The 19,950-nt window shown below is 62.1% G+C and carries 15 protein-coding genes; 5 read left to right on the top strand and 10 right to left on the bottom strand.

The window, feature by feature from the left end; genetic code table 11:
- Nucleotides 1–68: 68 nt before the first annotated feature.
- The 4 genes from BM132_RS05195 to BM132_RS05185 all read left to right on the top strand — a co-directional run bounded on the left by BM132_RS05195 (nt 69) and on the right by BM132_RS05185 (nt 1,116).
- Nucleotides 69–248 carry a hypothetical protein gene (locus BM132_RS05195; protein WP_092398532.1) on the top strand — a complete coding sequence of 60 codons (180 nt, stop codon included), beginning with the start codon at nt 69–71 and terminating at the stop codon, nt 246–248.
- Nucleotides 249–410: 162 nt separating this feature from the next.
- Nucleotides 411–536 carry a hypothetical protein gene (locus BM132_RS28645; RefSeq protein WP_256244135.1) on the top strand — a complete coding sequence of 42 codons (126 nt, stop codon included), beginning with the start codon at nt 411–413 and terminating at the stop codon, nt 534–536.
- 113 nt (nt 537–649) lie between these two features.
- Nucleotides 650–862: a hypothetical protein gene (locus BM132_RS05190; protein ID WP_092453786.1), complete on the top strand. Its 213-nt coding sequence runs from the start codon at nt 650–652 to the stop codon at nt 860–862.
- Nucleotides 859–1,116 carry a hypothetical protein gene (locus BM132_RS05185; protein ID WP_092398528.1) on the top strand — a complete coding sequence of 86 codons (258 nt, stop codon included), beginning with the start codon at nt 859–861 and terminating at the stop codon, nt 1,114–1,116. Before BM132_RS05190 ends, BM132_RS05185 begins: the two co-directional genes overlap by 4 nt.
- A 34-nt stretch (nt 1,117–1,150) precedes the next feature.
- Here BM132_RS05185 and BM132_RS05180 read toward each other — a convergent pair whose 3' ends face one another.
- The 10 genes from BM132_RS05180 to BM132_RS05135 all read right to left on the bottom strand — a co-directional run bounded on the left by BM132_RS05180 (nt 1,151) and on the right by BM132_RS05135 (nt 14,458).
- Nucleotides 1,151–1,753: a glutathione S-transferase gene (locus BM132_RS05180; protein WP_092453784.1), complete on the bottom strand. Its 603-nt coding sequence runs from the start codon at nt 1,751–1,753 to the stop codon at nt 1,151–1,153.
- Entirely contained in the window at nt 1,750–5,391 is a 3,642-nt protein-coding gene (locus BM132_RS05175; RefSeq protein ID WP_092453782.1) for an AAA family ATPase, read from the bottom strand. Before BM132_RS05175 ends, BM132_RS05180 begins: the two co-directional genes overlap by 4 nt.
- Complete coding sequence (locus BM132_RS05170) at nt 5,388–6,632, bottom strand: exonuclease SbcCD subunit D C-terminal domain-containing protein (protein ID WP_092453780.1); 1,245 nt, start codon at nt 6,630–6,632, stop codon at nt 5,388–5,390. Before BM132_RS05170 ends, BM132_RS05175 begins: the two co-directional genes overlap by 4 nt.
- A gap of 277 nt (nt 6,633–6,909) precedes the next feature.
- Complete coding sequence (locus BM132_RS05165; protein WP_092453778.1) at nt 6,910–8,547, bottom strand: BatD family protein; 1,638 nt, start codon at nt 8,545–8,547, stop codon at nt 6,910–6,912.
- Nucleotides 8,544–10,280, bottom strand: coding sequence for a tetratricopeptide repeat protein (locus tag BM132_RS05160; RefSeq protein WP_092453776.1), 1,737 nt, complete (start codon nt 10,278–10,280; stop codon nt 8,544–8,546). The genes BM132_RS05165 and BM132_RS05160 overlap by 4 nt, the downstream gene beginning before the upstream one ends.
- Nucleotides 10,277–11,356 (bottom strand): vWA domain-containing protein, encoded by a 1,080-nt coding sequence (locus tag BM132_RS05155; RefSeq protein ID WP_092453774.1) that lies wholly within the window; start codon nt 11,354–11,356, stop codon nt 10,277–10,279. Before BM132_RS05155 ends, BM132_RS05160 begins: the two co-directional genes overlap by 4 nt.
- On the bottom strand, nt 11,349–11,843 hold the full coding sequence (locus BM132_RS05150; RefSeq protein WP_092453772.1) for a DUF4381 domain-containing protein: 495 nt from the start codon (nt 11,841–11,843) through the stop codon (nt 11,349–11,351). The genes BM132_RS05155 and BM132_RS05150 overlap by 8 nt, the downstream gene beginning before the upstream one ends.
- The gene (locus BM132_RS05145; RefSeq protein WP_092453770.1) at nt 11,840–12,784 is read right to left on the bottom strand and encodes a DUF58 domain-containing protein; all 945 of its coding nucleotides are present in this window, start codon (nt 12,782–12,784) and stop codon (nt 11,840–11,842) included. Before BM132_RS05145 ends, BM132_RS05150 begins: the two co-directional genes overlap by 4 nt.
- Nucleotides 12,785–12,794: 10 nt before the next feature.
- Nucleotides 12,795–13,754 carry an AAA family ATPase gene (locus tag BM132_RS05140; protein ID WP_025213310.1) on the bottom strand — a complete coding sequence of 320 codons (960 nt, stop codon included), beginning with the start codon at nt 13,752–13,754 and terminating at the stop codon, nt 12,795–12,797.
- Nucleotides 13,755–14,104: 350 nt separating this feature from the next.
- Nucleotides 14,105–14,458, bottom strand: coding sequence for a hypothetical protein (locus BM132_RS05135; RefSeq protein WP_092453768.1), 354 nt, complete (start codon nt 14,456–14,458; stop codon nt 14,105–14,107).
- A gap of 468 nt (nt 14,459–14,926) precedes the next feature.
- On the opposite strand from BM132_RS05135, the gene BM132_RS05130 reads away from it, so the two are divergent.
- Nucleotides 14,927–19,795, top strand: a complete 4,869-nt coding sequence (locus tag BM132_RS05130) for an NAD-glutamate dehydrogenase (RefSeq protein WP_092453767.1) — start codon at nt 14,927–14,929, stop codon at nt 19,793–19,795.
- Nucleotides 19,796–19,950 lie beyond the last annotated feature (155 nt).

Below are 19,950 nucleotides of genomic sequence, written 5' to 3'. Positions count from 1 at the left end.
CTCGGCGCGTAAGTTTGCTTCACGGCCCAACCGGGCAGATAAGCCAACTGAATCCGAGGACTACCGACATGAATCTGAATCTCTTTTCTGTGATCGCTGCTTCCGCTATCTCCGCTACCGTGGCGCTGCCCGCCAGTGCCAGCATTGAAATCAGCAACAAGAAAAACCGCACCCAGAGCTACACCGAAAAATACCTGCAACAGAGCGCCAATTTCTACGCCGCCCTGGACCACAAGACCCAACACTGAACCGCGCTGAAAAACTGAAGCCTGCGATCTTTTCATCTTTGAAAAGAGAAAAAATCGCAGGCTTTGCCTGCCCCTACGAAAAACCCGCTGTAATATCACTTGGCCATGTGTTTAAATTTGACGCTAGTAAATTGACTCCTTCTCCAACAAGAGATCGACACCATGGCGATGCGTCTGGCAATGATGCTGCTGTTCCTCTATTCCACCCCCATTGTTTCGGCCGCCCAGCCGACCCCCGGCGAGCCGGAAGTGGCGCGTGAGCGATTATTGAGCTTGCTTGAAGACTGATTTGCTTGGGTGAGTAATCAATAAAACTGATAGACACTATGCGTATTGATCGCTATTAAAATCGGTTTAGTTGATTGATTCTGTGGGCACTGAACATGCCCACGGAGAACCCCATGGCCAGCACTATCCTTTCTTCTGCCAGACACGGCGCGTACATTGCCATCGGCCTTTACGTGGCGATGGTGTTGGTGGTCAGCCTTGGTGCCCAATTCCAAGGCTCTGCCGAAACCTCCCTCCAGGCCGCCCGGCCTTCTGTTCATTATGGTCCCCCGGTTGCCCGCGCGGCGCTCGAGCATGGCGCAGCAAAAGGGGCGGTCGGCGCATGAACAGAAGCAAGTTTTGGGTGATCGCATTCCTGGCGTTCATCACCAATGGTTTTTCATTGCTGGGTCTGGGGCAAGCCTCGGCGGGATCTCTGGCGCGGACCATCGAGTGCAACCACAACATCGCTCACAACATCCTGACTGCCAAGGCCTTGGGGGCGTTGGTGGGGAATCCGCCGGTCAAGCCCAGGGTTGCCGTCTTCGGGCCTTTTCAGATCGATTGCGCAGTGGTGCGCATGTGCAGCGTGGCTGCCTGAAGCAAGCCACAAAAGCTGTTCACGGGTGGGGTGATTACTTGGCCATGATCGCCACGAACAACTCGCAATTCAGCAAGCCTTGCAACCAACGCTGTAGGCGAGGGTAGGGTGCTGCGGCAAACCATTCGCGGTCGACATGAGCAAACTGCCGCACGAACGGCATCAGCGCCACGTCGGCCAGGCTCTGGTGAGCCGCTGCCAGAAATGCTCGGGTTTCAAGCAATGCTTCCAGTCTGCGCAGGAAGACCTCTCCCTCGGCCCGATAATGCTCCAAGGGGTACTCAGGATAGCGCTCAGGGTATTTGTAGCGGTTCAGATGAAGCTTGAAGACCTGGTCGTTTTCCTCGATCAACGCGGCCGTCAACGCCTGGCCTTCGAGGTTGCCGAGCAACCGCCAATTATCCGGATCATGCTGTGCGAGGGCCCAGCGCATGATCTCCAGGCTTTCATCGATCACCTCGCCATCGACCTGCAACACCGGCACCGTGCCCTTGCTGGAAAGCGCCAGCATCTCGGGCGGCTTTGCCTTGAGGCTGACTTCGACAATGTTCAATTCGACCGCGCTGTAGCGCAACGCCATGCGCGCTCGCATCGCGTAGGGACAACGCCGGAAGGAGTAGAGCGTGGCGCGGTTCATTTCACCTCCACGGTACTCAGGCCATTACCTTGACGACGAACCTGGATCTGCACCGGGATTCGCTCGTGCATTTCCTGCACGTGGGAAATCACCGCAACCTTGCGTCCCTGGGCTTGCAAACCGTCGAGGGCATCCATGGCCAGTTGCAGGGACTCGGGATCCAGGCTGCCAAAGCCTTCGTCAATGAACAGCGATTCGATTTTCAGCGTGCTGGAAGCCATCGAGGCCAGGCCCAGCGCCAAGGCCAGGGAAACCAGGAAGGTTTCACCGCCGGACAACGAATGCACCGAACGCAGCTCATCGCCCATCTCCGTGTCCATCACCAGCAGCCCCAACATGCTGCCACCGCGCTTGAGCCGGTAGCGGCGCACCAATTGTCGTAGCTGCACGTTGGCGTGATGCACCAGCAAATCGAGGTTGTACGCCTGCGCCAACTTGCGGAAGCGGTCGCCGGTGGCCGAACCGATCAGCGCATCGAGCCGTGCCCAGCGCTGGTACTCGGTATAAGCCTGTTCGATCTGCTGGGCCAGGGCTTGGTTGGCGTTCTGCCTGCGCTGGTCTTCGGCCTGTTCGGCGCGTAGTTCGGCGCAGCGTTGCTCGCTGGCGGTAAATTGGGTTTGCAGTTCGGTGAGGGCCTGGGCCAGTTGTTCGGATTCCAGGTTGCCGTTGTGCTGGGCCTGATGGTGTTGCAGGCGCTGCTCGCGTTCAGTCAGCAACACCCGGGCCTGCTCAATGGCTTTTTCGCTGTTGAGCAGTTGCTGGCGCAGTTGGCCGACGCTTTGCTCGTCCAAGTCAAGCAAGGCGGCCAGAGACGCATCATCCAGTTCCGGGTGGCAGGCGCGCCATTGTGCGATGCCGGCGGCCAGTGCCGTGTGTTCGGTGTCCAACGCTTGGGCCTGTTCCTGGCGGGCTTTGAGTTCGGCGGCCAGTTCCACGAGGTTGTGGCGTAGCGCTTGCAGTTGTTGATTGGCCGTTGTTTCGGCGCTGTGGGTCTGTTCCAGAGCCTGGTCGAGTTGTTGCTGCCACTGTTCGGCACTGGTGTGTTCGCCCAGCAATTGCTTGAGCCGCTGCTGGCAGGCCTGCTGTTGTTCAGTCAGGGCGCTCAGTTGCCGTTGCGCCAACTCCAACTGCTGGAGGCGGGTTTGCTGGCGATCCTGCTCTTTCTCCAGGGTCTGCTGACGCTGAAGCTGCTCACGGAGTTCGTCGCGTTGCTGTTCCAGGTGCGCCAGGCGTTGGGCGATCTGCTGGTCAAGCTGCATGAAGGTCGCGGCGGGCTCGGTGCGCAGGGCCTGTAGTGTGTCTGCCGGCAACAACGTACTGAAGTGGCTCAGTTCCTCGTCCAGGCGCTGGCGATCCCGGGCCAGCTCCTGCTGTTGATTGTTCAGGTGCAATGATGCCTGCTGATGCGCAGTTTCAGCCTCGCGCAATTGCTGCGCCAGGCGCGCGGCGTCCTGTTGCAGGGTCAGCAGGGCGGCCTGGCGTTGTTCGTCCTGGCTGATACGCAGGTTGAGCTGACTGTTTTGCTGGTCCAGCCAGGCGTCGCGTTTGGCTACATCCTGGGCCAGCAGTTGCGCCGAGAGCGGATGGCCTTCAAGGCTGGGCGCCAGGCTTTGATACTGGCTGGCGAGCTGTTCCTGTTGCTGCTTGAGTTCTTTGAGCTGGGCGATGACGCCGCTGTATTGCGCGCGCAGATCGATGACTTTTTCATGGAGCGATTCGACGGCTTTGCGCGCATTGGCCTCTTCGGTTTCATCAAAACGCCCCAGGCTTTGCAGCAAGGCTTCGGGCTGATGGTAAGGATGCTCGACGCTGCCACACACCGGGCATGGCTGGTCATCCTTGAGCTGTTCACGCAGTTGTTCCACGCTTTCGCTGCGGGCCAGACGCTGACGCTCCAGCAGTTGCCGGGTGACGCTCAGGGTCTGTTCGGCAATCGCCAGTTCGGCCTTGGCTTCGCTGCCTTCGCGCACCAGTCGATCACGTTCCTGCAACGCCTGTTGCTGGCGCTGTTCAAGCTCGGCACCTCGTTTGTCCAGGTCTTGCTGGCTGGCCCAGAGCCGCGTCAGGTCCTCGAATGCACGCAGTTGCTTGCGATTGTCTTGCAGCAGATTAGCGAGCAACTGGATCTGCTCGGCCACCGCTTGCGGCTCGGCGTCGGCTTCCTTGTAGAGCACTTCGAGGTTTTGCCGGTGGGTTGCCAGGTGCTCGGCGGCGTGGGTGGCATTTTGCTCCAGGGTGGCGAGTTCGACCTGCCCCTGGTTCAGCCGGTTGCCGATCAGCATCAGCTGTTGGAGGCGATCACGATAGGCCTGCCAGGCGTCGCTCAACGGCGCCAGGTGAGTGCTTTGTTCAAGCTCTCCGGCGATTCGCTGCAAGCGCCCGGCCACCTGCTTTTGCTGCTCAAGCAGGGTGTCGAGGGTGCGCTGGCCTTCGCTACAGGCGTGTTGTGCCTGCTCCTGGCGTTCGGTGCTTTGGCGAGCCTCCCTGTCGAGGCGGGCGAGGGTGCCTTGTTCTTCAAAGGCCTGGCGCAGCAAGGGGGCGCTGTCGGTGCTTTGTTGTCGGGCGGCGGTCAGCGCCATTTGCGCAACGCCCAGGCCTTTCTCCAGCTCGGCCTGGCGTTCATGCAGATCGATCTGTTGCTGGGTGAGCTGCTGGACCTGTACCGCCAGGGGTTCGAGCTGCCGGGTCAGCTCCGTCTGGCGGATGAACTGATGCCGTTGCGGCGCGAGTTGTTCCAGGCGGGTCAGCTTCAGGCGTTCGTCGGCCAGGGCGTTCCAGTCGGCCTGGGCTTGTTGCAGTTGCTCGGCGGCGCAGGCCTGTTGCTCTTGCAACTGGCGCAGTTCCTTGAGCCAGGTGTGTTGTTGCTCCAGTTGCTTGAGTTGCGCCTGGTGGGCCTTGAGCTGGTGCTGGGCTTCGTTGAAGCGCTGGTCCAGTTCGGCGCGGGCCTCGGGGGCCAGCGGTGTGACGCCGGTGGCCTGGTCCTGCAATTGCTTGTGGGACTCTTTGGCTTGCTTGGCCTTGTCGAAGGCTCGCCGGCCCAGTCGGGTATACAGGGCTGTATCGGTGAGCTTTTCCAGCAGTTCGCTGCGGTCGTTGTCATCGGCCTTGAGGAATGCACTGAACTCGCTCTGGGCCAGCAACACGGCACGGGTGAACTGTTCAAAGTTCAGGCCCAGGGCGGCTTCGAGCTGGGTTTTGTATTCGCCTTTCTGACTCGCCAGCAACTGATCGTTGTCCAGATCCCGCAGGCTCTGGCGACTGGCTTGCAGCTTGCCACCGGCCTTTTCCCGGGCGCGATTGGCTTCCCAGCGCGCCCGGTAGCGACGACCGTCGATGCCGCGAAAATCCACTTCGGCGTAACCATCGCCGGTACCACGGCGCAACAGCGTACGCGGGTCGCCCGTGGCGATTTCACCGTCGGCGTCCGGCACCTTGGCGTCGCGCCCGGTGTTGTTGAGGCGCGGCACGGCGCCGAACAGCGCCAGGCACAAGGCATCGAGCAGCGTGCTTTTACCGGCGCCCGTGGGACCGGTAATGGCGAACAGGCCGGCACTGGCGAGCGGTTCGGCGGTGAAGTCTATTTCGAATGGCCCGGCCAGGGAGGCGAGGTTCTTGAGACGGATCGCGAGAATTTTCATGGTTGCTCGCCCTCCATCTGCACGTCTTGCAACAGCACGGCAAAATCCTTGAGGGTCTGTTCGTCCACTTCGTTGCCGTAGCTGTCTTGCCAGGCGCGGCTGAACAGTTCCTGCGGGCTCAACTGATCCAGTTCGACCAGTGCGGCGCCGTCATCGGCGTTTGCGCTGCCGCCGTTGCCGGCGTATTCGGCGGCGATCCGCACCAGGCGCACGGCTTTGCCTTGCAGGGCGGTTTCCACTTGATGGCGCAGGTCCGGCTGCGGCTCATCGAGGCGCACCCGCACCTCCAGCCAGGGTTGGCGCTGGACATCGGCCAACAGGTCGATGTCCGGCAGGTCCTTGAGTTGCACAAGAATATCGGTCAGAGGGGCCGGGCCCAGGCGCTGCAGATTGACGGCCCGGGGAATCAGCCGTGGCTCGACCTTGACCAGGGTTTCGCCGTCCAGGGTGATATCGAGAATCTGATGCTGATAACCGATCTCCGAAAACGACAATGGAATCGGCGAGCCGCTGTAGCGGATGCGCTCTTCGCCGTTGACCTTTTGCGGCTTGTGCAAATGGCCGAGGGCGACGTAGCTGATGCTCGGACCGAACAGGCTGGCGGGCAGGGCTTCGGCGTTGCCGATGATCAGGCTGCGCTCGGAATCCTCGGACACCGAGCCGCCGGCCATGTGCGCATGGCTGATGGCGATCAGCGCCTGACCCTTCTTGCGTTTGTCGTTGGCGGCGGCGATCAGCCATTCATGGACCTGACCGATGCCCCGCAGGTAGTCGTCACCCAGTTGTGCGCCGGTCACCTCGGCAGGCCGCAGGAACGGCAGGGCCAGGCACCAGGCCTTGACCTTGCCCTTGGCGTCGGGCAGCGGCAGCAGCAGGCGCTCGACGTCCAGTTGCCCGTCGTCCAGCCACAACACCCGGCCCAGGGCATGCGTGCGCAACCGGCGCATCAGCGGCGCCGGCAGTTCGATGCGCGAGCCGGAGTCGTGGTTGCCGGCGATCATCACAATGGTCAGATTGGCGTTTTGTTCATGGGCACTGACGATGAAATCGTACAGCCGCTCCTGGGCTTTGACCGGCGGGTTCACCGTGTCGAAGATATCACCGGCAATCAGCAGCACGTCGGGCTTTTCGCTGGTCAACTGACGCAGCAGCCAGTCAAGGAAACAGGCGTGTTCGAAATCGCGTTCCTGACCGTGCAGGTTTTGCCCAAGGTGCCAGTCGGAGGTGTGGAACAGACGCAAGGGGAACTCCAGAAAACAGGTGATGGCCGCAGGAAGATGGGCGGCTAAAAGAAGCAGAGTTTACTGGGAAACAGGGCGGAGAACCCGGACAACCTATACAAATGAGTTGGCACCAATCCTGTGGCGAGGGGATTTATCCCCGCTGGGCTGCGTGAAGCAGCCCCATGAAGCGAACTCAATCAACCAAGCTGATCGAAATGTCGGGTTTCAGGGCTGCGTTGCAGCCCCACGGGGATAAATCCCCTCGCCACAGATGCTCTATGTCCCGCAAAGGGGGCTATTTGGGGTACAGCGGCGGCAAGCCACTGTCGCTGGCCGGGTCCTGGAAGCCTTCCGCAGCGGGAATGGTACGAATGGCCCGCCATAAATCTTCGCCCTGCCAATACTGACCCGTTTCGCTGTAGAGCGCGCCGTTGAGGCCGTCCAGGGCGTCGGACAGTGGCACGAAGCGCGCGGCCATGTCGGCCAGGGTTTCCGGTTGCTGGCGAGCCCAGGCGTCCAGCGCCTGGCGTGTAGCGTGGGAGTCGTTGGCCAGGCAGGCACGCTTGAGGTCGTCCAGCAAGGTCCGCGGGCTCGGCCCGGCCTGGGTCGCGCGCAGGATCGCCGGCTGCGAACGGGCGCGCCACCATAGGCCCAGGCCCAGTAGCGTGGTGCAGGCCAGGATGAACGTGCTCAATTGCCAATACCACAAGGTGTCGCTGTCGACGATTGTCACGATCTGAGGTGTGCTTGTTGGCGTGTCCACCATCAAGCTCGGGTTGTTCGCCACTTGCAGGGTCCGCGCTGGAAGACTGGTGCGGTCCAGATGGTCTTCCAGGGTGTTCCACCAAACCACTTCCACCGGCGGCAGTTCAATGGTGCCACTGCGGTTGGGCACCAGGGCCTCGCGGTCTTCACGGCTGCCGACCAAACCGCGCTCACTGCTGCGACTGCTGAGTACCGGTTGGTCGGGGTAGCGCCGCAGGCCACTGATTTCAGTGGCCGGCAGGGGGGGGATCTGGGCGCTGGCCAGGCCCTCGGCTTCCAGGGTCAGGCTGCGGGTCAGGGAGTCACCCACCTGGCTGTGGGTCGGTTCCGGGCTCCAGCTCTCGCTCAAGGAAAGGCTGCGTGCCGGCAGCCAGGGCACATCAGCCGGGTAACTGGCGGGCTTGGGGGTGACGGTCAGGCGCAGTGGCTCGGAGCTGACACGTATCAACTGGCCGGGTTTGGGCCCCGACGGGGCAGCTCCCTGGGCCACCGGCTCGACCAGGGTGGCGCTGAAGGTCTGGGCCGGGATCGTCAGTTCGCCGCTGCGCTGGGGGTAGATGCCATAGCGCAGTTCGATCACGCCGTGGCGTAAGTTGTTGATGACCTTTTCGTAGGTGCGCGATTCGCCCAGTTGTTCGGTGCGGGCATCGGGGATGTGCAGCGGCGTCAGGCTGCTGTCGTCGTACAGCGACACCGAATGGTAGATGCGCAAGGTCAGGATCGCCTGTGCCTGCACATAGACCTGGGTCTGGTCGAGGCTGGCCTCGATGAACACCGGGGCCAGTTTGCCTGGCTCATTGCGCGTTTCGCTTTCGATCACTTGCAGGCTGATCGGCTGGCTCGTCACTTCGCCCAATTGCAGGGGCGGAATGACCACGGTGCCACTCTGGCGCGGCAGCAGGGTGACGATCCAGCGGGTGGTGGCGCGATTCTCGCCGTCAAGCGTCGTCAGTTGGTTGACCTGGCGGGTGCCGCGCACTTCGAACAGCGTCTGGAGCGGGCTCAGGTCGGGTTTGCCGAACAGTGTGGCGTCATTGGATTCCAGGGTCAGTTCCACCGTTTCCCCGGAGTTCAGGCGGCTGCGGTCCACACTGGCAGTCAGCTGTGCAGCCTGGGTTCCAGAGGCCCAGAGCAGCAAGACGAGGAGGTAGGCGGTGAAGCGGGTCATGGGTTTTTTCCCTGGGCCTGATGGCTTTGCTGTTCATACCAGAATTTACGTCTGAGCAGTTCGCCCGGATTATCCGGGATCTGGCGCAGCCATTGTTCCAGTGCCTGGCGCTGTTCTTCGTCATTGCGCTGGCCGGCCGCGGGACGCAGCGGTGGGGTCGTGGTCCGCTCATCGGGCAACTCACTGCCCGGCACATCCTGGGCGCCGGGCGGTGCCGGTGCCTGGGGGCCCTGGGATTGTTCCGGTGTCGCGGTCGCTTCGGGGGAGGGCTGTCCCGGCGCAGAACTTTGTGCCTGGGCATTGGCGTTCGGTGATTGCTCGGCGGGCCCTGGCTGCTCACTTTCACTAGGCTCAGGTTCGGCAGGTTTTGCCGCCTGCTCTTTGAGCAGGCTCTGCACCAGCGCTTTGTTGGTTTGGGCGGGACGCAGGTCCGGCTGCAATTCCAGGGCTTGCTCGTACGCATCCAGCGCGGCGTCCAGTTCGCCGCTTTTGGCCAAGGCGTTGCCGCGATTGTAGTGGGCGCGGGCGTCGTTGCCCTCGGCAAAGCGGCGGGCGGCTTCGCTGTAGTCACCGGCTTCATACAGGGCCACACCTTGCCATTGGTGGTCCTCGAAGTGGGCGGCGGCCTCGGCCGGACGCTTCTGCTTGAGCAGGTGCTGGCCCTGTTGATCGGGGCGCAGCCACAGGTCCTGGAGTTCGAAGGCATGACCGGTCTGCGGCAACATGAACACCCACGGCAGGCAGAACAGCCAGCCACGACGTCCCGCGCAGGCGGCCAGCAGCAACAGCGGCAGAAGCAGCCAGTAGCCATGGTCCGCCCAGGTATCCAGGCGCAACGTCTGACCGTCGCTGCGCAAATGGCGAGGACCGTCCAGCAGCCCCAGGCCGCGCAGGTCGCTATCGTCCAGGCGCGCCGGGCGATAGCGACCGTCCAGCTCATTGAGGAAGGACTTGAGACTCGGGCTGTCCAGGCGCGGTACCAGAATCGCGCCCTGGGCATCCTTGAGGTAACTGCCGTCTTCCTGGGTTACCGGGGCGCCTTCGCGTGTCCCGATGCCGAGCATCAGTAATTGCGTGGCAGACCCATCGAGGATCTGGCGGATATGCTCGCGTTCCTGGTCGTTCAACGACGAACCAATCAGCAGGATCCGACCGTGGCCGAGCCCGCTCTGATTTAACAGGGCCTTGGCCTTGTTGACCGCCAAGTCGGCGCGATGGCCGTTTTGGGGCATGATCGAGGGCGTGAGCGCCTCCAGGAGGTTGGCGCTGGTGGACAGGTCGTCGGACAGCGGCACCAGCGTATGGGCACTGCCGGAATAGACGATGATTGCGGTCTGGGCGTCGCTGCGGCTATGCAGCAAGTCCAGCACTTTGCGTCGGGCTTGCTCCAGACGCGTGGGCGGGACGTCGGCGGCGAGCATTTGCGGAGTCAGCTCCAGCACCACCACCAGCGGATCGGCAGGTTTTTGGCTGGTCTGTTCGACCCGTGCCCAACTGGGGCCCAGTAGCGCGAGCACTACCAATAACCAGCCCAGGCCGAGGGCAATCCACGGGAGCTTGCTTTCGCGGCCGCTGCCGCCACTGAGCAGCACGGCATGAAACGCCGGCGGCAGAATCATTTGCCAGCGGCCCACGCTTTTCTGCCGGTGCCACAGCTGCCACAGCAGCCAGCCCAACACAGGCAGTAGCAAGAGAAACCAGGGACGCAGCCAGTGTGGCCAGAGAGCGATCATCGGCGTTTCCCCAGGCGCATGCGCTTGAGTCGCCGGCGCCACTCGGAATGTTCTGCCGGTTGGAACAAGGACTGGGTGAACAGGCGCTGCAAAGGGTTGTCCGGCCAGCGTTCCCGGGCTACCAGCAAAACGCTCAGCAGCAGCGCAACGGCCAGGGGCCATTGGTAAAGTGCCTGGGCGGGGCGCGCTTGGGTCGGTTGCTGGGTCACCGGTTCGAGCTGATCGAGGGTGGTCTTGATCGCCAGCAACTGTTGACCGTCCTGGGCGCGGAAATACTGGCCGCCGGTGGCTTGGGCGATTTCCCTGAGTGTCGCTTCGTCGAGGTCCAGGCTCGGGTTGACCCCGACAAACCCTGCCGTGCCACTTTCTTCCGGATCGGCGCCAATGCCGATCGGGTAGATTTTCACGCCTTCTTCAGCGGCCAGCCGGGCGGCGGTCAGCGGGTCGATTTCCCCGCCGTTGTTGGCCCCGTCGGTGACCAGGATCAGCACGCGGCTGTTTGCCGGACGTTGACGCAGACGCTTGAGCGCCAGACCGATGGCGTCGCCGATAGCGGTGTTCTTGCCGGCGATGCCGATGCGCGCCTCATCCAGCCAGAGCCGCACGGTGCGCCGGTCGAAGGTCAGCGGTGCCTGCAGGTAGGCCTGGCTGCCGAACAGGATCAGGCCGACCCGATCACCTTCGCGGCTCTCGAGAAAATCTCCCAGCAGATGCTGGACCAGCGCGAGACGACTGATGTCCTCGTCTTGCCAGCGCATATCGGGAAAGTCCATGGACCCCGAAACATCTACCGCCACCAACAGGTCTCGGCCGCTGGCAGCAATCGGCAACGGCTCGCCCAACCATTGTGGGCGGGCTGCGGCAATCAGCAATAGCAGCCAGAGCAGGATGAAGGGCGCCTGCTGACGCCAGGTCGGCAGATTGCTTCGGGCCCGGCGCCCCACGAGACCTTCGAGATCGCCCAGGAAACTGACCCTGAGGGCCGGCTCGCCACTGTCGGCCGCCGGCAGCACCAGACGCATCAGCCAGGGCAGCGGCAACAGCGCGAAAATCCACGGCCAGGCGAACTCAAACATGTTTGCGAATCCAGATTTCGACGGCGTGGGTCAGGCCGGCAATGGCTTTGTCATCGAGCTTGCATTCGGGTTTGTAGGCGCCTTCCACCAGCACCATCCAGCGGGTCAGGCCTGCCGCCGGGCAGCGGTTATCCAGGAAAGCCAGCCATTTACGTCCGTTGAGGGTGTGGCTCTGGCTGTACGGGTAGTGGTTGCGACACAGGCGCTTGAGCAGCCCGTTGAGTTGTTGCAGCCAGGCGCCGGCAGGGGCGCCATCGTAGGGTTTGGGGAGCTGGGCGAGTTCCGCCAGAGCGGCCAGGCGCGCAGGGTCCAGGGGCTGCTCGGCGCGCACGGTGGAGCGCTTGACGGGAAGGAACCGGCGCAATTGCCACAGTCCAAGACCCAGCAACGGCAACACGACCAGCAGCAGCCACCAGCCCGGCGCAGGGGGCCAGAAACCGACGGGTGGCGGCGTGATCAGCGGTTGCAGTTGATCGAGGCTGCTCATCGGTTTTTCCCCGACCGCTTGGGGTTCAGGTATTCGCGTAGCTGTTCGACCATGTCGCCCTGGGTGCTCAGGGGCATCAGCAGAATCCGCAGCTTCTGGGCCAGCAATTCCCAGCGCTCCTGGCGGGCCTCGGCCTGGGCTCGATAGGTCTGGCGCAGTTCGAAATTCAGGGTGTCGAGCTCCAACTGCGCGCCGCGCTGGGCGAAACGCAGCAATCCCGCGGCGGGCAGGGCGTGATCCAGCGGATCCGAAAGCGGCAACAGCAACAGGTCGCAATGGCGTGACAGCAGGCTCAACTGTTGCTCGGCGCTGTCGGACAGCGCGCGCTCATCGCAAATCACGATCACCAGGCTACCAGGACGCAACACTTCCCGGGCCCGGCGCAAGGCGTTGCCGAACGAATCGCGGTCCGCTTCGCCCTCGGTATGCAACGACTGATTGACCCGCACCAGGCGGTTAAGCAGTTGCAGAAGGCTCTGTTTGCTGCGCCTGGGCTTGACCTCGTAATGGGTGTTATCTCCGAACACCAGCCCGCCGACCCGGTCGTTGTGCCCCAGGGCGGCCCAGCCGATCAGGCTGGCGGCCTGGGCCGCGAGCACCGACTTGAACACCAGCCCCGAGCCGAAGAACAGCCGATGGCTTTGCTCGATCATGATGAAGATCGGTCGTTCCCGCTCCTCATGAAACAGCTTGGTGTGGGGCTCCTGGGTTCGGGCGGTCACGCGCCAGTCGATGGTGCGTACATCGTCGCCGGCCTGATAGACCCGCACCTGATCGAAATCCACGCCGCGCCCGCGCAGCTTGGAGTGATGCAGACCGATCAGCGGACTGCGCTGGCCTGGCGTCGAGAACAACTGCACTTCACGCACGCGATGGCGCATCTCGATCAGCTCCGAAAGGCTGACGCGGATGCCCGGGACGGGCGCCAGTGGGTTGTTCATGGCTGGCTACTCAAGCGACGGCGACGACGTCAAGAATCCGCTGCACGACGCGGTCCTGGTCAATGCCGGCGGCTTCGGCTTCGAACGACAGGATGATGCGGTGGCGCAGCACGTCAAACAGCACAGCCTGGATGTCTTCGGGGCTAACGAAGTCGCGGCCGGCGAGCCAGGCGTGGGCACGGGCGCACCGGTCCAGGGCAATGGAGCCTCGCGGGCTGGCGCCGTAGGCGATCCATTCGGCCATTTCCGGGTCGAATTTGGCCGGCGTACGGGTGGCCATGACCAGTTGCACCAGGTATTCCTCCACGGCGTCGGCCATGTACAACCCGAGGATCTCCTTGCGTGCGGAGAAAATGGCCTGCTGGCTCACGCGACGCTCGGGCTTGGTTTCGCCATTCAGCGCCTCACCCCGGGCCTGCTGCAGAATGCGCCGTTCCACCGCCGCATCGGGAAAACCGATCTTGACGTGCATCAGAAAGCGGTCGAGCTGGGCTTCAGGCAGCGGGTAGGTGCCTTCCTGCTCGATCGGGTTTTGCGTGGCCATCACCAAAAACAGCGGCGACAGCTCATAGGTGCTGCGCCCGACGCTGACCTGGCGCTCGGCCATTGCTTCGAGCAAGGCCGACTGGACCTTGGCCGGGGCACGGTTGATTTCGTCCGCCAGCACCAGGTTGTGGAAAATAGGTCCCTGCTGGAACACGAAACTACCGGTTTCCGGGCGGTAGATTTCCGTGCCGGTAATGTCGGCGGGCAGCAGGTCGGGGGTGAACTGAATGCGATGGAACTGCGCCTCAATGCCCTCGGCCAGTTCTTTGATGGCCTTGGTCTTGGCCAGCCCCGGCGCGCCTTCCACCAGCATGTGGCCGTCAGCGAGCAGGGCGATGAGCAGACGCTCGATGAGTTTTTCCTGGCCGAGGATCTGCGTTGAAAGAAAGGTTCGCAGCGCCAGCAGCGCTTCACGATGTTCCATCGATGACTGTTCCTGGAAAGGGTGGCCCAGGCGTTCGGATAACGTCGGAGCTGGGGGCGTTACTTTAATGCATGGCGGGGGGTGGCGACTAACGGGATTTTGTTTGGTGTGCGGATTTGTGATCGGTTTGGGAGCTGAGCTTGCTCGCGATAGGGCTCTCATTTACCCACTCTGGGTTGTAGGCGCCGTGTAGGAGCTGTCGAGCGAAGCGAGGCTGCGATCTTTTGATCTTTTGATCTTTCGCTTGAGATTCAAGTGTAGTGGGAAAGATCGCAGCCTCGTTGCACTCGACAGCTCCTACACGGCTCCTATCAGGCTCCCCGCCACAGGGCGGGCGGTCGCCTTTGGAATCAGAGCTGGCTTATATAGGTGCCCGTCCCCTTGAGGATGTTCTGCAGCGTCAGTTCCACTTCCGCAAGGTCCGCCGCGTCGGTGTCGTGGGTGATCTCCAGCACATCATCCCCATTCAACACATCGGCATCCGAGGCAGCAATTTCGATTTTCAGCAGGGTCGGGCTGAGAGTGACCTTGACGCCCTCCAGTGTCGAAGGCTCTCCATCCAGGGCGATTTCCAGTTCGTCTTCGTCGGGGTAGCGGGTCATCAGGAACATTTCGCCCTGGGCGCTGTGACAGCACAACATGGCCATGTTGTCTTCTTCGTCGTCGCACGGGTTGGCGATCAGAAGGGCGGTGGTCATTTGCATGGTGATGGCTCCTGGCTCAATGAGCCTTGCTGGGCGCAAATAAAGTGGATTTTGCCAGCCCGTGTAATTTTCTGCTGGATTACTGCAGTCACACGCAAAAAACTGCGTGCAATTTCACACCGCAAGGTGCCGTTTTGGTCGTGGGGCTGCTACGGTTGTTCGATGCAAACCGGCTGTTTAGCTTGCCGTTGACCGAATATGTCGCAGCGCTGCAAGCAGGCACATTGTCGCACTCGTTAAGCTGCACGGCGGATGTACACCTGCAAAGGGCACCACGAGGGCTTTTTGCAGGTGTCCATTACATGGAAATTACATGGAAAAGGATGTGACCTGCCGGTCTTGTCCAGCTTCACCCACCTGTCGTCCTGTTTCCTCTGCCCGAGAATCAGGAACAGGATGGCCGACAGCCCTGAAAAAGGGCTGCACGCGACGCTTCCATCAATAACAAGCCCAAGCGGAGTACCACAGATGGCGTTCTTCACCGCAGCCAGCAAAGCCGACTTCCAGCATCAACTGCAAGCGGCACTGGCGCAGCACATCAGTGAACAGGCACTGCCACAAGTGGCGCTGTTCGCTGAACAATTCTTCGGCATCATTTCCCTCGATGAACTTACCCAGCGCCGGTTGTCCGACCTCGCCGGCTGCACCCTGTCTGCCTGGCGCCTGCTTGAGCGCTTCGATCACACGCAGCCGCAGGTCCGTGTCTACAACCCGGATTACGAACGCCACGGCTGGCAGTCGACCCATACGGCGGTGGAAGTGTTGCACCACGACCTGCCATTTCTGGTGGATTCGGTCCGCACCGAACTGAACCGTCGCGGTTACAGCATCCATACCCTGCAAACCACCGTGTTGAGCGTGCGTCGCGGCAACAAGGGCGAGTTGCTGGAAATCCTGCCCAAAGGCACCCAAGGCGATGGCATCCTCCAAGAATCGCTGATGTACCTTGAAATCGACCGCTGCGCCAACGCCGCCGAACTCAACGTCCTGAGCAAGGAACTTGAGCAGGTGCTGGGCGAAGTGCGCGTGGCGGTGGCTGATTTCGAGCCGATGAAAGCCAAGGTCCAGGATATTCTGTCGAGTCTGGACAGCAGCGCCTACGCTATCGATGCCGACGAAAAAGGTGAAATCAAGAGTTTCCTGGAATGGCTGGTGGGTAACCACTTCACCTTCCTGGGCTATGAAGAATTCGTGGTTCGTGATGACGCCGATGGCGGCCATATCGAATACGACGCCGATTCGTTCCTCGGTCTGACTAAACTGCTGCGTGCCGGCCTCACGGTCGATGACCTGCGCATTGAAGACTACGCCGTCAACTACCTGCGCGAACCGACTCCGCTGTCGTTCGCCAAGGCCGCACACCCAAGCCGCGTACACCGTCCAGCTTACCCGGACTACGTGTCGATCCGTGAGATCGACGCCGATGGCAAGGTCATCAAGGAATGCCGCTTCATGGGCTTGTACACCTCGTCGGTGTATGGCGAAAGCGTGCGCGTGATCCCTTACATCCGTCGCAAGGTCGAGGAAATCGAACGTCGCTCGGGCTTCCAGGCCAAGGCGCACCTGGGCAAGGAACTGGCCCAGGTGGTCGAAGTGCTGCCCCGTGACGATCTGTTCCAGACCCCGGTGGACGAGCTGTTCAGCACCGTGATGTCCATCGTGCAGATCCAGGAACGCAACAAGATCCGCGTATTCCTGCGTAAAGACCCGTATGGCCGTTTCTGCTACTGCCTGGCCTATGTGCCGCGCGACATCTATTCCACCGAAGTGCGCCAGAAGATCCAGCAAGTGCTGATGGAGCGTCTGAAAGCCTCGGACTGCGAGTTCTGGACCTTCTTCTCCGAATCCGTGCTGGCCCGTGTACAGCTGATCCTGCGGGTGGACCCGAAGAATCGTCTCGACATCGACCCGGTCTTGCTGGAAAAAGAAGTGGTGCAGGCCTGCCGCAGCTGGAAGGACGACTACGCCAGCCTGGTGATCGAAAGCTTCGGCGAAGCCCAGGGCACCAACGTGCTGTCCGACTTCCCGAAAGGCTTCCCGGCCGGCTACCGCGAGCGTTTTGCCGCGCATTCGGCCGTGGTCGACATGCAGCACCTGCTGAGCCTGAACGAAAAAAATCCGCTGGTGATGAGCTTCTACCAGCCGCTGGGCCAGGTTTCCGGCCAGCGCGAGCTGCACTGCAAGCTGTATCACGCCGACACGCCGCTGGCGCTGTCCGATGTGTTGCCCATCCTGGAGAACCTCGGCCTGCGCGTGTTGGGCGAGTTCCCGTATCGCCTGCGCCACACCAATGGCCGCGAGTTCTGGATTCATGATTTCGCGTTCACCGCCGCCGAAGGCCTGGACCTGGACATCCAGCAGCTCAACGACACCTTGCAGGACGCCTTTGTCCACATCGTGCGTGGTGATGCCGAGAACGATGCATTCAACCGCCTGGTGCTGACTGCCGGCCTGCCATGGCGCGACGTGGCGCTGCTGCGTGCCTACGCCCGTTACCTGAAGCAGATCCGCCTGGGCTTCGACCTGGGTTACATCGCCAGCACGCTGAACAACCACACCGACATCGCTCGCGAACTGACCCGGTTGTTCAAGACCCGCTTCTACCTGGCGCGCAAACTCAGCGGCGACGACCTGGAAGACAAGCAGTTGCGTCTGGAACAGGCGATCCTCACGGCGCTGGACGACGTCCAGGTGCTCAACGAAGACCGCATCCTGCGTCGCTACCTGGACCTGATCAAGGCCACCCTGCGGACCAACTTCTACCAGACCGACGCCAACGGCCAGAACAAGTCCTACTTCAGCTTCAAGTTCAACCCGCACCTGATCCCGGAACTGCCGAAACCGGTGCCCAAGTTCGAGATCTTCGTGTATTCGCCTCGGGTCGAGGGCGTGCACCTGCGCTTCGGTAACGTTGCTCGCGGTGGCCTGCGCTGGTCCGACCGTGAAGAAGACTACCGTACCGAAGTGCTGGGTCTGGTCAAGGCCCAGCAAGTGAAGAACTCGGTGATCGTGCCGGTGGGCGCCAAAGGCGGTTTCCTGCCGCGACGCCTGCCGTTGGGCGGTGGCCGGGACGAGATCGCCGCCGAGGGCGTGGCGTGCTATCGCATCTTCATCTCCGGCCTGCTGGACATCACCGACAACCTCAAGGAAGGCGTACTGGTTCCGCCGACCAATGTCGTGCGTCATGACGACGATGACCCGTACCTGGTAGTGGCTGCGGACAAGGGCACTGCGACCTTCTCCGACATCGCCAACGGCATCGCCATCGACTACGGCTTCTGGCTTGGCGATGCGTTCGCTTCCGGTGGTTCGGCTGGCTACGACCACAAGAAAATGGGCATCACCGCCAAGGGCGCGTGGGTCGGCGTACAGCGTCACTTCCGTGAACGCGGTATCAATGTCCAGGAAGACAGCATCACCGTGGTGGGCGTTGGCGACATGGCCGGCGACGTGTTCGGTAACGGCCTGTTGATGTCTGACAAGTTGCAGCTGGTGGCAGCCTTCAACCACCTGCACATCTTCATCGACCCGAACCCGGAGCCTGCCAGCAGCTTCGCCGAGCGCCAGCGTCTGTTCGACTTGCCGCGTTCGGCCTGGACCGACTACGACACCAGCATCATGTCCGAAGGCGGCGGTATCTTCTCGCGCAGCGCCAAGAGCATCGCCATCTCGCCACAGATGAAAGAACGCTTCGACATCAAGGCCGACAAACTGACCCCGACCGAGCTGCTCAACGCCTTGCTCAAGGCGCCGGTGGATCTGTTGTGGAACGGCGGTATCGGCACGTACGTCAAGGCCAGCAGCGAAAGCCACGCCGACGTGGGCGACAAGGCCAACGATGCGCTGCGCGTGAACGGCAACGAACTGCGCTGCAAGGTGGTGGGCGAGGGTGGCAACCTGGGCATGACTCAACTGGGTCGTGTCGAGTTCGGCCTGCATGGCGGCGCCACCAACACCGACTTCATCGACAACGCCGGTGGTGTGGACTGCTCCGACCACGAAGTGAACATCAAGATCCTGCTCAACGAAGTGGTGCAGGCCGGCGACATGACCGAGAAGCAACGTAACCAGTTGCTTGGCAGCATGACCGACGAAGTCGGTGGCCTGGTGTTGGGCAACAACTACAAGCAGACCCAGGCCCTGTCCCTGGCGGCACGCCGTGCATTCGTGCGCATTGCCGAATACAAGCGCCTGATGAACGATCTGGAGGCACGAGGCAAGCTGGATCGCGCCATCGAGTTCCTGCCGGCCGAAGAACAACTGGCCGAACGCATCTCGGCGGGCCAAGGCCTGACCCGTGCCGAACTGTCGGTGCTGATCTCCTACAGCAAGATCGACCTCAAGGAAGCGCTGCTCAACTCCCAGGTGCCGGATGACGATTACCTGACCCGTGACATGGAGACCGCGTTCCCGCCGACTCTGGTGAGCAAGTTCTCCGAAGCCATGCGTCGCCATCGCCTCAAGCGCGAGATCGTCAGCACCCAGATCGCCAACGACCTGGTCAACCACATGGGCATCACCTTCGTTCAACGGCTCAAAGAGTCCACCGGCATGAGCCCGGCGAACGTGGCGGGCGCTTACGTGATCGTGCGGGACATCTTCCATCTCCCGCACTGGTTCCGTCAGATTGAAGCCCTGGATCACCAGGTGTCGGCTGACGTGCAACTTGAGCTGATGGACGAGCTGATGCGCCTGGGTCGTCGTGCGACGCGCTGGTTCCTGCGCAGCCGCCGCAACGAGCAGAACGCTGCCCGTGACGTGGCTCACTTCGGTCCGCACCTGGCGGCGTTGGGCCTCAAGCTCGACGAACTGCTGGAAGGCCCGACCCGTGAAGGCTGGCAGACCCGCTACCAGGCCTACGTAGCAGCCGGCGTGCCGGAACTGCTGGCGCGCATGGTTGCAGGCACTACGCACCTGTACACCTTGCTGCCGATCATCGAGGCGTCCGATGTCACCGGCCAGAACGCCGCCGATGTGGCCAAGGCTTACTTCGCCGTAGGCAGTGCCCTGGACATCACCTGGTACTTGCAACAGATCAGCGCGCTGCCGGTGGAAAACAACTGGCAGGCCCTGGCCCGTGAAGCGTTCCGTGATGACGTCGACTGGCAGCAACGGGCGATCACCATTTCGGTCCTGCAGCAGGGCGACGGCACCCAGGAGGTGGAAACTCGCCTGGCGCTGTGGCTGGCGCAGCATCACGACATGGTCGAGCGCTGGCGTGCCATGCTGGTGGACATCCGTGCCGCCAGTGGCACGGACTACGCCATGTACGCGGTCGCCAACCGCGAACTGCTGGACCTGGCGTTGAGTGGTCAGGCGGTCGTAACGGCCAACTGATCCGGCGTTGAATGAAAAAGCCCCGCATTGAGAGATGCGGGGCTTTTTCATGCCAGTTTGGAATAGAGATCCCTTGTGGGAGCGGGCTTGCTCGCGAAAGCGGTGTGTCAGCCAACAAAATTTTGACTGGAGCACCGCCTTCGCGAGCAAGCCCG

The sequence above is a fragment of the Pseudomonas sp. NFACC45 genome, assembly GCF_900113505.1.
Taxonomy (GTDB): domain Bacteria; phylum Pseudomonadota; class Gammaproteobacteria; order Pseudomonadales; family Pseudomonadaceae; genus Aquipseudomonas; species Aquipseudomonas tehranensis.
Note: the sequence above shows the minus strand (reverse complement) of the source record. Positions and strands in the feature narration are given on the sequence as shown.

Excerpts from the sequence above, each read along its gene's own strand:
- BM132_RS05150 (WP_092453772.1), bottom strand. The coding sequence starts at position 11,843 with ATGAGCAGCCTCGATCAACTGCAACCGCTGATCACGCCGCCACCCGTC.
- BM132_RS05130 (WP_092453767.1), top strand. The coding sequence starts at position 14,927 with ATGGCGTTCTTCACCGCAGCCAGCAAAGCCGACTTCCAGCATCAACTG.
- BM132_RS05135 (WP_092453768.1), bottom strand. The coding sequence starts at position 14,458 with ATGCAAATGACCACCGCCCTTCTGATCGCCAACCCGTGCGACGACGAA.
- BM132_RS05175 (WP_092453782.1), bottom strand. The coding sequence starts at position 5,391 with ATGAAAATTCTCGCGATCCGTCTCAAGAACCTCGCCTCCCTGGCCGGG.
- BM132_RS05185 (WP_092398528.1), top strand. The coding sequence starts at position 859 with ATGAACAGAAGCAAGTTTTGGGTGATCGCATTCCTGGCGTTCATCACC.
- BM132_RS05155 (WP_092453774.1), bottom strand. The coding sequence starts at position 11,356 with ATGTTTGAGTTCGCCTGGCCGTGGATTTTCGCGCTGTTGCCGCTGCCC.
- BM132_RS05195 (WP_092398532.1), top strand. The coding sequence starts at position 69 with ATGAATCTGAATCTCTTTTCTGTGATCGCTGCTTCCGCTATCTCCGCT.
- BM132_RS05160 (WP_092453776.1), bottom strand. The coding sequence starts at position 10,280 with ATGATCGCTCTCTGGCCACACTGGCTGCGTCCCTGGTTTCTCTTGCTA.
- BM132_RS05190 (WP_092453786.1), top strand. The coding sequence starts at position 650 with ATGGCCAGCACTATCCTTTCTTCTGCCAGACACGGCGCGTACATTGCC.
- BM132_RS28645 (WP_256244135.1), top strand. The coding sequence starts at position 411 with ATGGCGATGCGTCTGGCAATGATGCTGCTGTTCCTCTATTCCACCCCC.
- BM132_RS05180 (WP_092453784.1), bottom strand. The coding sequence starts at position 1,753 with ATGAACCGCGCCACGCTCTACTCCTTCCGGCGTTGTCCCTACGCGATG.
- BM132_RS05140 (WP_025213310.1), bottom strand. The coding sequence starts at position 13,754 with ATGGAACATCGTGAAGCGCTGCTGGCGCTGCGAACCTTTCTTTCAACG.
- BM132_RS05165 (WP_092453778.1), bottom strand. The coding sequence starts at position 8,547 with ATGACCCGCTTCACCGCCTACCTCCTCGTCTTGCTGCTCTGGGCCTCT.
- BM132_RS05145 (WP_092453770.1), bottom strand. The coding sequence starts at position 12,784 with ATGAACAACCCACTGGCGCCCGTCCCGGGCATCCGCGTCAGCCTTTCG.